General features: G+C 63.9%; 7 protein-coding genes. 6 read left to right on the forward strand and 1 reads right to left on the reverse strand.

Translation table 11 applies throughout. The features are described from left to right. Positions 1-566: 566 nt before the first annotated feature. Positions 567-3,839 (forward strand): protein kinase domain-containing protein, encoded by a 3,273-nt coding sequence (locus tag ACQP2U_RS17340; protein WP_433715604.1) that lies wholly within the window; start codon positions 567-569, stop codon positions 3,837-3,839. Between the two features lie 166 nt (positions 3,840-4,005). Here ACQP2U_RS17340 and ACQP2U_RS17345 read toward each other — a convergent pair whose 3' ends face one another. Beyond that, positions 4,006-5,202 carry an epoxide hydrolase family protein gene (locus tag ACQP2U_RS17345; protein WP_433715605.1) on the reverse strand — a complete coding sequence of 399 codons (1,197 nt, stop codon included), beginning with the start codon at positions 5,200-5,202 and terminating at the stop codon, positions 4,006-4,008. A gap of 104 nt (positions 5,203-5,306) precedes the next feature. Between ACQP2U_RS17345 and ACQP2U_RS17350 the strand changes: the two genes are divergently transcribed. From ACQP2U_RS17350 to ACQP2U_RS17370, 5 genes are all read left to right on the forward strand, one after another. After that, a complete protein-coding gene (locus ACQP2U_RS17350) occupies positions 5,307-5,882 on the forward strand; it encodes a CGNR zinc finger domain-containing protein (RefSeq protein ID WP_433715606.1) in 576 nt (191 codons plus the stop codon). Next, positions 5,879-6,319, forward strand: coding sequence for a hypothetical protein (locus tag ACQP2U_RS17355; protein ID WP_433715607.1), 441 nt, complete (start codon positions 5,879-5,881; stop codon positions 6,317-6,319). Before ACQP2U_RS17350 ends, ACQP2U_RS17355 begins: the two co-directional genes overlap by 4 nt. Positions 6,320-6,476: 157 nt before the next feature. After that, entirely contained in the window at positions 6,477-7,502 is a 1,026-nt protein-coding gene (locus tag ACQP2U_RS17360; protein ID WP_433715608.1) for an NADP-dependent oxidoreductase, read from the forward strand. Then, a complete protein-coding gene (locus ACQP2U_RS17365) occupies positions 7,390-9,144 on the forward strand; it encodes a carboxylesterase/lipase family protein (RefSeq protein ID WP_433715609.1) in 1,755 nt (584 codons plus the stop codon). Before ACQP2U_RS17360 ends, ACQP2U_RS17365 begins: the two co-directional genes overlap by 113 nt. A 342-nt stretch (positions 9,145-9,486) precedes the next feature. Next, complete coding sequence (locus ACQP2U_RS17370; RefSeq protein ID WP_433716500.1) at positions 9,487-9,921, forward strand: MarR family transcriptional regulator; 435 nt, start codon at positions 9,487-9,489, stop codon at positions 9,919-9,921. The last annotated feature ends 1,255 nt before the right edge of the window (positions 9,922-11,176 follow it).

Consider the following 11,176-nt stretch of genomic DNA (forward strand, 5'->3'; position numbering starts at 1 on the left):
ACGTGGGCGCGGACGATCGGCGAATCCAATTCCGTGTCGCTACCGGTGGTGGCTGCCACCTGCCCGACCTCAATGACTTGTTCTCGGGATCGGCGCCTTCGCTGTCGCGACCGGCGACCGCCAGCAGATCCATGTCGATCGCGAGCGGGCTGCCGCGGCCCACTCGGCGCGATCATTCCGGCACCACAGAACTTCTCGACGTGTAGGTGCTGTGCGAGACCTCGGCCCGAGTGGTCGCACCACCGTGGAGATCGAGTGGAGCAAGCGGCCCGCGTGAGTGCCCGAGACGGTCAGTCGCCAGAACTCGGTTCGGCACCCTGCACCGCCAGGGGATCGGTTTGCGTCGTTTTCGGCGGCGATCGGCGCATGGAATTGTCCGGCGCGCCGCCGCGGGCCGACGGCAAGGCGGGTAGCCGTCTCCGCTGGTGGCGGTCGGTGTCGCGCTCAACGCGCCGCCAGTCCGATATTCCTCCGTCGATGTTCTCCGGCGATACGCTGGCATTGGCGAAAGGTGAGTGCATGTTGCCTGGTGTCCGGAGAGATGCTGGTCGGATCACACCCGGCCGATGACCGATGACGATCCGCTGCGGACGCGCGGTGAGGCGATGAAGCCTGTCACGGCGGAGTTGGCTGCTGCGGGTTTCGAGGACGCCGTGGAGATCGGGCGCGGGGGTTTCGGTGTGGTGTATCGCTGCACGCAGGCATCGCTGGACCGGACGGTCGCGGTAAAGGTTCTGACCTCGGAATTGGACGAAGACAATCAGGCGCGGTTTGTCCGGGAGCAGCGCGCGATGGGCCGGTTGACCGGGCATCCCAACATCGTCACCGTGCTGGAAACCGGTACCACCACCAGCGGGCAGCCATATCTGGTGATGCCGTACCACCCGCTGGATTCGCTGGATGCGTGGATCCGCGAGCATGGTCCGCTTCCTTTGGAGAAGGTCCTGCAGATCGGGGTGAAGATCGCTGGTGCGCTGGAGAGCGCACATCGTCTCGGTATCGTGCATCGGGACGTGAAGCCGGGAAACATTCTGCTCACCGAGTACGGTGAACCAGCGTTGACCGATTTCGGTATCGCGCACATCACCGGTGGGTTCCAGACGACTGCGAGCATTGTGACCGGATCGCCGGCGTTCACCGCGCCGGAGGTGCTCGAGGGGGGCGAGCCGACCCCGGCCGCGGATGTCTATGGGCTGGGCGCCACCCTGTTCTGTGCATTGACCGGGCATGCTGCGTTCGAGCGTCGTAGCGGTGAGAAGATGGTCGCGCAGTTTATCCGGATCACCACCCAGCCGGTGCCCGACCTGCGGGAGAACGGCCTCCCCGAGGACGTGTCGGCGGTGGTGGCGACAGCGATGAGCCGCGACGGCAGGGAGCGGCCGTCGGCGGCGGCGCTGGGGCAGACATTTCGGCAACTGCAGCAGCGCCACGGGTTCGCGGTGGGCGAGATGGCGGTGCGGGGCGAACCGAATCTCGCCGATTCCGACCAGAAGCCACCGATGCGGGTAGCGCGCAAGCCGACGGCGGCTACTCGGGACTACAGTGGCAATCTGCCCCTCGAGTTGACCAGTTTCATCGACCGGCGCACCGAGGTATCGGCGCTGAAGAATCTGCTGTCGAACGCGCGGCTAGTGACGTTGACCGGGACCGGGGGTGTCGGCAAGACGCGGCTGGCGCTGCGGGCCGCGGCCAGTGCGCGACGTGGTTTCGCCGACGGTGTGTGGTTGATCGAGTTGGCCGAAGTGTCCGACCCCGCGCTGCTGGTCGACGTGGTGGCGGCCACCCTCGGTGTGCGCAACGAGTCGGCCAGCCCGTTGCTCGAGGTTCTGATCGGCTTCCTGAGTTCGCGAGAAACACTGCTCGTGGTGGACAACTGCGAGCAGATCGTGGATGCCGTGGCCAAGCTGACCGAGACGTTGCTGCGCACGTGTCCGGAGTTGCGGATCCTCGCCACTAGCCGCGAACCACTGAACATCGCTGGGGAAGCGTTGCTGCGGGTGCCACCACTGTCGGTCCCCGACCCCGACCGGGAACCGACCCTGGCCGGGCTGCCCGGTTTCGACGCGGTGAGGTTGTTCGTAGACCGCGCCGCGGCAGCGGTGCCGGGCTTCGAACTCGATGAGGACAACAAGGCCGCCGTCACCGGGATCTGCGCCCACCTGGACGGGTTGCCGCTGGCGATCGAGCTGGCCGCGGCCCGGATGCGCATGATGTCACCGCAGCAGATCCTGGCCCGGCTTACCGATCGGTACGCGCTGCTCACCCGCGGCAGTCGCACAGCCCCGACACGGCAACAGACGCTGCGATGGAGTATCGACTGGAGCTACGAGTTGTGCACTGGGACCGAACAGCGGCTGTGGGCCCGGATGTCGGTGTTCGCCGGCAGCTTCGAACTCGACGCCGTTGAGCAGATATGCGGCACAGACCTAGCACCGGATACGCCGCTGGATGTGGTTTCCTCCCTCGTCGACAAGTCCATCCTGATCCGGGAGGAATCCGATACCGCCGTGCGTTTCCGGATGCTCGAGACAGTTCGCGGCTACGGCCGGGAAAAACTACGAGAGTCCGGCGAAGACACTGAGCTGCGCCGACGCCACCGCGACTGGTATCGGCAGTTGGCGTTGGACGCGGAAGCCGGGTGGATCAGCGACCGGCAGCTCGACTGGATCATCCGCCTCGAACACGAACTACCCAACCTGCGCGAAGCGCTCGAATCCTGCCTGTCCGAGAACACGCAGGAAGCCGCTGAAGCAGGGCTGCGCACTACAGCGGCACTCTACGATTTCTGGAGCTTATCCGGTCAGTATGGGGAAGGCCGATCGTGGATCGACCGCGTTCTCGCCCACCCCGCCGCGCAACCGGTACTCGACCGCATCAAGGCGTTCTGCGTCGGCTGCCAACTGGCCGCGCCGCAGGGAGATGTCCAGTCTGCGGCCGCCCTGCTGGAGCAGGCACGAGTGCTTGCGGAACAGGCCCCCGCCCCCGCGATTCAGGCGCAGATCGCCTATGCGACCGCCGTTCTCGCACTCGCTAGCGGCGAAACGGTCAACGTAGCGTCCTCCCTCGAACATGACATCGAGACACTCAGCTGGGAAAGGACGGGCGCTCTCTACATCGGTACCCTGACCATCCTCGGCTGGGCATATGAGCTTCGCGGCGACATGACTCGAGCAACCGAGCATTACCGCCGGGTATTTTCGATCACCGAAGCGCAGGGCGAACTGCTCTATCGTTCGGCTGCGCTACGCGGATTGGGCGTGGCCGCATGGCAGCAAGGCGAGCGGGACAAAGCCCAAAAGCTGCTCGAGGAAGCGCTGCGAGTCAACCGTCGGCCGAGTAGCCCGGTGCTTACCGCATTCAGTCTCGAGGCGCTGGCCTGGACTGTCGCCGACCAGGGCGACGTCGAGCGCGCGGCCGTGCTGCTGGGAGCCGCGCAAGGAAGCTGGCTCGTGGGTAGCAGTGTTGGAGCTGTCTTCCCGGACATGGCGCGCTTTCACGAAAACTGTGAGCAGACAACGCATCGCACCCTCGGCACCCGCGCATTCGACGCGGCCTTCCGCCACGGTCAGGCGATGGGGATCGGCGCCGCTGTGGCGTACGCGCTCGGGGAACAGGTCGCCGATTCCGCGCGCGCATCCACGAAATTGACCAAGCGTGAGCTGCAGGTCGCCGACCTCATCGCCCAGGGACTCAGCAACAAGCAGATCGCCGCCAAACTCGTGATCTCGCAGCGCACCGCCGAAGGCCACGTCGAACACATCCTGACCAAACTCGGCTTCACCTCACGCTCTCAGATCGCGGCCTGGATCGTGGAGGAAACCAAACAAGAGAGTCCGTAACCCCGATTATGTGTTGTGAAGCTCGTATTACTCGATCGCCCAACGTATTTCGTCACTTCTGACCCGCGTCGATTCGGGCTGGTGTTTGCACCGGATGCGACAAAATTTCGCCGATCTGCATCCTCAGATCCTCGGACTGATTCCGAGTCTCGGCACCCAGCCGCGTTCACCGATTAGCGGCCAGCACTGCCGCGAGGCCTTCTTGCAGGTCCTTGACGAAATACTCGGGAACCTCCAGCGACGGGAAATGTCCCCCGGTTTCGGGCGACCTCCATCGGACGATCTGTCGGTACCGCTCCTGCGCCCAAGGGCGCGGACACTTCTCTACGTCGCGGGGATACATGCTGATTGCCGTCGGGACGTCGACCCGAAGTTCGGGGTCGAGCGCGTTGTGGCTTTCGTAGTAGATGCGGGCTGAGGATGCGCCGGTCCGCGTCAGCCAGTACAGGGTGATGTTGTCCAGAATGCTGTCTCTGGAAATCGTCTCGAACGGGCTATCTTCGGTATCTGTCCACTCAGCGAACTTGTCGAGAATCCAGGCGAGAAGCCCGACCGGTGAGTCGACGAGCGAGTAACCGATGGTCTGCGGTCGGGTCGCCTGCTGCTTCGCGTACGCCGCGCGGTGGCGCCAGAAGTCCCGGGTTTCCTCGGTCCACTTGCGCTCGGCCGCCGTCAACCCGTCCGTTGTCAACCCGGGCGGTCCCTCCGCGAACGTTGTGTGGATGCCGAGAACGTGCGCCGGGAACCTGCCGCCGAGAACCGTGGTGATATTGCCTCCCCAGTCGCCGCCGTGGGCCGCGAACTTGCGGTAGCCGAGCCTTCCCATCAGTTCCACCCATGCGGCCGCGATCTTTTCGGTTCCCCACCCGGTGGTGGCCGGCTTGTCGCTGTAACCAAAGCCCGGTAGCGATGGAACCACGACGTGGAACGCTGGCGCGTCTGCATCTTTCGGATCTGCCAGCTCGTCTACTACATCGATGAACCGAGCGATGCTGTCTGGCCAGCCGTGCGTCAAGACCAGCGGAGTGGCATCTGCGCGCGCGGATCGGCGGTGCAGGAAGTGGATTCCCAGATCATCAATGGTCGTGCGGAACTGGCCGATACGGTTGAGGCGCTCTTCGAATGACCGCCAGTTGTACCCGGTGCGCCAGTAGTTCACGACCTCGACGAGGTCGGCGAGAGGAACGCCCTGTTCCCATCGGCGAGGGCCGGGCGCGGCGCGATAGACCGTCTCGACCTCCGGTAGCCGTGCCGCGGCTAATCGCGCGCGCAGATCGTCGAGGTCAGCGTCAGGCGCGTGGGCTTCGAATGCTTGCACGTCGATGGGGTCGGGTGTGAAAACCGGATTGAGGAGTGCGGGCATGGGACCTCCTGGTCATCGCGGAACCGGGTTACGACCTTTCGTGAACCGGCTAAGACGGTTCTAACACGCCTCTGCGTCAGCCCGCAACCAGCTAAGGTGGTTCCATGCCTGCTGGGTTCCCTGACTTTCGCCTCGGCACCGTGCTAGCGACTAGTTTCACGGGGACGCTGTCGGAGCGTCATGGCGATCCTGTGGAGCGCATTCCCACGCCGCAGCGACTCGTCGACTGGCTGGCAGTGAACGGCCTTGCCGTGCAGTCCTGCACCACCGCCCAGCTGGAACTCGCTCGGGGACTGAGGGAATCAATTCACGCCGCCGCGACGGCGGCCGCGAGCCAAGACGCTCTCCCTGCGTCTGCTGTCCAAGTCATCAATGACTGCAGTATTCAGAGTGGGGCCGCGGCTATCCTGACGCCCGAGGGCAATCGTCAATGGCGACTCAGCTCGGCTACCTGCGTAGAAGATGCCCTAGGCGTGATCGCCGCCGACGCGATCAGCATCATCGCAGGCGAACGAGACGGAAAATTGGCCTTGTGCGCGTCGCCAACCTGCCGAGCCGCCTTCTTCGACACCAGCCAAAGTCGCACCCGCAAATGGTGTGACATGAACACGTGCGGGAATCGTCAGAAGAAGGCGCGCTTCAATGCCAACCAGCGCAAGAGTCCCAGATCAGCAAAGTGATCGCTACCTTCGATACATCCAGGTGGATCCGGCCGCAACGTCGCACCATCGAAGTCCTCATCGACCGCGACGCCGTCACCAACGGAGCCGTCACCGCCGGGGAACCCTGGCAGCACTACGACCTCGGCCACGGATTCTGCACCAACACCTTCTTCGAACAACGCCCGCACCGCGTGGCCTGCGCCCGCTGCGACTTCTACACTCCAAGGAATCCAGCGAAAGCCGACTCCTGCAAGCGAAACCGAACCCGGCAACGCATGCTGGTCAGCATCGCGCTCACCGACGATGAACAAACGGCGGTCGAAGACGGCCGAGCCGCCCTCGACCAGTTGCTGCAACGCCGTGCCGATGTTCCCAGCCCAGCGGGACCGACGCCTCGTCAGTTCAACGCTGTGGGCGCCATCCAGTTGCCGATCGTCGGAGTCGGCCAAGAATAACCGTGACCCGCTTGACTTTTCAGATTCCACAGATCGGTCGGGAAGTCCACTCTGGCGCGGATCGCGCGCCGGTAGCGGTGTCCGCAGGCTGAGCCCCCGGTTCGAGGTCCAGGAAATTCGAATGACAGTGATCGCATAGGCCGGTTAGCTTCGCTGGGTGAATCGCCAGTGGATTCTTGTCAAACGACCGGCGGGCATGGTCGACAACAGCAGCTTCGAGCTCAGGAATGGCTCGATCCCCACCCCCGGCCCGGGTGAGGCTCTCGTCAGGGTGGTCTGGCTGGCTTTCGATCCGACTCAGCGGGGCTGGCTCAATGACGGCCCGAACTACATGGATCCGGTACCGCTCGGTGCGGTGATGCGGGCCAGTGGTGTCGGGCAGGTGGTGGTCTCCCACAACGCCGACTACGCAGTGGGAGACTGGGTTTGCGGGATGGTCGGATGGCAGGACTACACGATCGCCTCGGGCCAGGGGCTGCTGGGACTGAATGTCGTTCCGTCAGGCGTTGATCCCAAGGCGATGCTCGGCATCTTCGGCGCGACCGGGCTGACCGCCTACTTCGGTATGATCGAGATCGGTAGGCCCTCGGCCGGGGATACCGTGCTGGTTTCCGGAGCCGCCGGCGCGACAGGATCCATCGCGGGCCAGATCGCGAAAGCGCTGGGATGCAGGGTGATCGGGATCGCGGGCGGTGCCGCCAAATGCACCTGGGTCACCGAGATCGCCCGGTTCGATGCGTGCATCGACTACAAAGCCGACAACGTTGCGGCGAGGTTGCGCGAACTGGCTCCCGAAGGTATCCACGTGTTCTTCGACAACGTCGGTGGCGCCATCCTTGACGCCGGACTGGCGAATATCGCCGAACGAGCCCGAATCGTGGTCTGCGGCAGCATCTCTTCCGGCTACGAGGCGGGCGAACCGCCTCCTGGACCGCGCAACTACATGCAGCTCGGACTCGAGCGGGCGCGGATGGAGGGATTCATCTTTCTGGACTACCTCGACCGATTCCCAGAGGCATTCGGCCGACTGAACGAATGGATGACCCAAGGCCACATCGTGTACGCCGAAGATGTCCAGGACGGCCTCGAACTCGCGCCAGCCATGCTGCGCGGCCTCTTCGAAGGCCGCAACCTCGGCAAGCAACTGCTCCGCATCGCCCCCGACCCACGATCGAAGCCCTGACCTTTCTTTTGATCTTGGCTGCTCGCCGACACGCCATCGAAACCTTACGGGCGGCGATGATCTCATCGGCCCGAAGCACCGTAATCGGCTACAGAGCGCGTCACATCTAATACCGCAGGAAAGCGAGCATCGCGTGGACATCGAACATGAAATCCGCACCGCTGCCGGAGTCGTGCGTGGCAGGTGGGAAGGCCCTGTCGCGGTCTTCCGGGGCATCCGCTACGCGGAGCCGCCGGTCGGCCCACGACGGTTCGCAGCCCCAGTTCGCGCCCTGCGGTGGGACGGTGTTCGCGACGCACGGGAGTTCGGTCCGCGGGTTCCTCAAGCGAGCAATGCTGGGTCGGTGATGTCGTCGGCGTCCGGCAGCACCGACGATGGCTCTGAGGACTGTTTGACCCTCAACGTTTGGTCACCCGACCTCGGTGCCGCGAAGCTGCCGGTGATGGTGTGGATCCAGGGCGGCACATACCTGGAAAACAACACGGCCAACCCGCACTGCGACGGTGCGATACTCGCTGGGGCGGGTGTGGTGGTGGTCAGCATGAACTATCGCGTCGGCGTCGACGGGTTCGCCCGCATCACCGGTGCCCCGGACAACCGCGGCATCCTCGACCAGATCGCCGCCCTGCACTGGGTCCAGGACAACATCGCCGCATTCGGCGGCGACCCGGCCAACGTCACCGTTTTCGGCCAATCCGCCGGCGGCGCAGCCATCGCCGCACTGCTCGTCATGCCGAGGGCGGCCGGACTGTTTCGACGGGCGATCAGCCAGAGCATGCCCGGCACCTACTTCACCCCACAGCTCGCCGCCGCGATCTCGACCACGATCGCCGCCGAGCTCGGCGTCCAGGCCACGATCTCCGACCTTGTCCGTCTCCCACCGCGCGCCCTGACCGACGCGACCACTGCGGTGATCACGAAAATGCCAGAGTTCGTGGATGTCTGGGGCCCGATGGCGCTCACACCGACCCCGTTCTCGCCTGTCGTCGACGGCGACGCGCTTCCGTGCGCACCGTGGAGTGCGGTGGCTGGCGGTGCCGCGCGTGAGGTGGACCTGCTCGTCGGTCACACCCGTGACGAGTTCCGGCTCTACACCTCCCGGCCCGGCAGCGAACCGAGCCCGGCTCGCATGACTGCGGCATTCGACCACCTCGGACCGGGCGCGGACGGCGACAGGCTCTACCGCACCGCCTACCCGGATGCCACACGCAGCCAACGATTCGAACTTCTCAACACCGACTGGCTGTTCCGGATGCCGAGCCTGCATCTGGCCGACGCCGCGCACGCCGGCGGTGGACCCGTGTGGCTCTACGAACTGGCCTGGAGCTTCAACACCGAACAGGGCGCCTCACACTGCCTGGACTTGCTGCTCCTGTTCGGTACTCTCAGCCCCGACGAGGTACGCGCCCACCGCTCCGCCCACCCGAACGCCGCGAACGAAATCACCCACATAGCCCAGCACATGCGCACCGACTGGGTGAACTTCGCGACCACCGGCAAACCCAGGTGGGCAACCTACGATCCGCAGACACGAACCACCCGCGTTTACCAGGCTGAACCGATCACCCAGCCCTACCCCGAAGAGATCTCACGACGCATCTGGTCTGCCCACCAATTCGACACCCTGGACCTCGCGAGCTGAACCAGCGAGCTGAAACAACCAGCAAGACAACGCTTTCCTGCTTCAGGCGGCCGGCTCGACTCGCTGAACGATCGTTGGTGTGCCGTCGCGGCTGTGGTGGCGGCGGCCCGTCAATCGAGGGATTCGCCGGTGACACCGCGGGGCGGCGCGTTGCGCTCTTTCTGTCATGCGGGTCTGAGATGCGAATTCGCCTACCGTTCGTCCGCGTCGGTGAGCCGTCTTACACGGCTGCTTCAGGGCTCCGTATGATATGTAAGCCGTATAAATGTGGGCGAGGTGGGACAAGTGGGTTCGGTAACGGGGCGGGCTTCGACGCGGAGCCGGCGGAGGTTGACCGCAGACGTGCGGGAAGCGTTGCGTGACTTGAATATTCAGTTGTCGCTGCTCAATCGGAGGTTCGGTGGCCGGGTTGAGCTCAAGGATGTCGATTGGACGTGCCTGGATCTGATAAACCGAGATGGCCCGCTGTCACCCACGGCGCTGGCACGTCGTGCCGGGTTGCATCCTGCGACGATGACGGGGATCTTGGATCGCTTGGAGAAGGGCGGGTGGATCGTGCGCGAGCGGGATCCAGAATCCTCGGACCGTCGTGCGGTCACGTTGCGTAGTGTGCGCGAACGGAATTCCGAATTGTTCGAGTTGTTCTCCGGGATGAACAACCGGATGGATAGATTGTGTACTCGTTATTCTGTCGCCGAGCTCGAAGTGATCGCCGACTTTCTGCAGCGGACCGGCGTAGCGGGTCGTGAGGCGGCGGAGGAGTTGGCAGAAGGCTGAGACGTCCTCACGGCTGCAATCCCGAGGGATCCCACGTGCGGTGCTCGAGGCGCCGACCCACCCGGGAGTCGGCTTCGAACGCCGAACCAAATCGGGCTCTTGTAACGACGCATCCGGATTAGCAGTTTTTCTCGACGCTGAAACCTCGTTCGCGTGGACAAGAGGTTATTCATGCGCGCTCGCGTGGGCCGGGCACCGCCGGAGCACGCACCGAAGCTTGCACTCTTTGGGATAGTCGCAGATGGCTAAAACAGATTCACGTCACAATCTTGCGAGCGAATTTTCATCTGAGGGTCGAAGTCTTGTTCAGGCGAACTTGATTTCATGCGTTCTTCTCCGGTCAATGCCGGTGAATTGTCCCGGGCCCGCCGCCGTCGAGGACGAGACGCTGCATCGTAGCTTTAACCGATCTGACTCCATCCAAGTCGATAATCGTCGACGAAGCCGATCGTCCCGCGGTGCCTAGCGGACTGCTCACACTCGCTGTGCGGGCGGGTGGTGTGGCTCTCGTCCTTACGGCGACCAGGAGGGCGGCGCCGATCGCGACCAGACATCTTCGACGCTCGGACCAGAAGTTCTTCGCTGCCTCGAATTGGGACTGGTTTTCACGCGAACCTCAAATTCCTCATGGAAAGAAACCTGTGCCACCGCCGATGACTTCAAGTAGCGGGGCCGATGCATGGCGATTCTCGAACTAGATCCCCGAACTTCATGCGTAGTGCGGATCAACGAGTCGGGCGTGCAATCTGTTGAATTTGTTGCGTTGATTGTTGTCGTTGTCCAAATGCACTGCTGTTGCGTATCGCATATATAGTTGACGGGCTCGTCCGATTTCCGCAATGGCTAGTGCTCCCGAGCGTTGGGCTGCTGAAGTTTACTTTTCCCAGTCCCTTGTGCAGCAATACTCCGCGATGGTGATCCAACGACCCGCTACCGCACGGCCGCTGCTGGCGAGGGTGCAGGCCCAAGCCCGCCAGCTCGACACCGAAGCCGTAATAGTCCCGGGACCTGGGCACTTCGACACTGGACGTGGTGCCAGATCGCCGACCGGCAGTTGGACGTGCTCCCAGGGCACCCGAAGGGAGCTACCCGCGGGGCCGCACTGGACCGCCGTCTCACTGTAAGCGACAGCCGAATTACATCATCGCGATTTCACCGGCTTCGCGCTCGATCGTAGTGGCGCTCGGCGGGTATTCGTCGGGCTGATCGATTCGCGTCGAGTGCGAGACATGAAAGCCGGTATTCAGTAGCATTA

Source organism: Nocardia sp. CA-084685, from assembly GCF_050955785.1.
Classification (GTDB): Bacteria; Actinomycetota; Actinomycetes; order Mycobacteriales; family Mycobacteriaceae; genus Nocardia.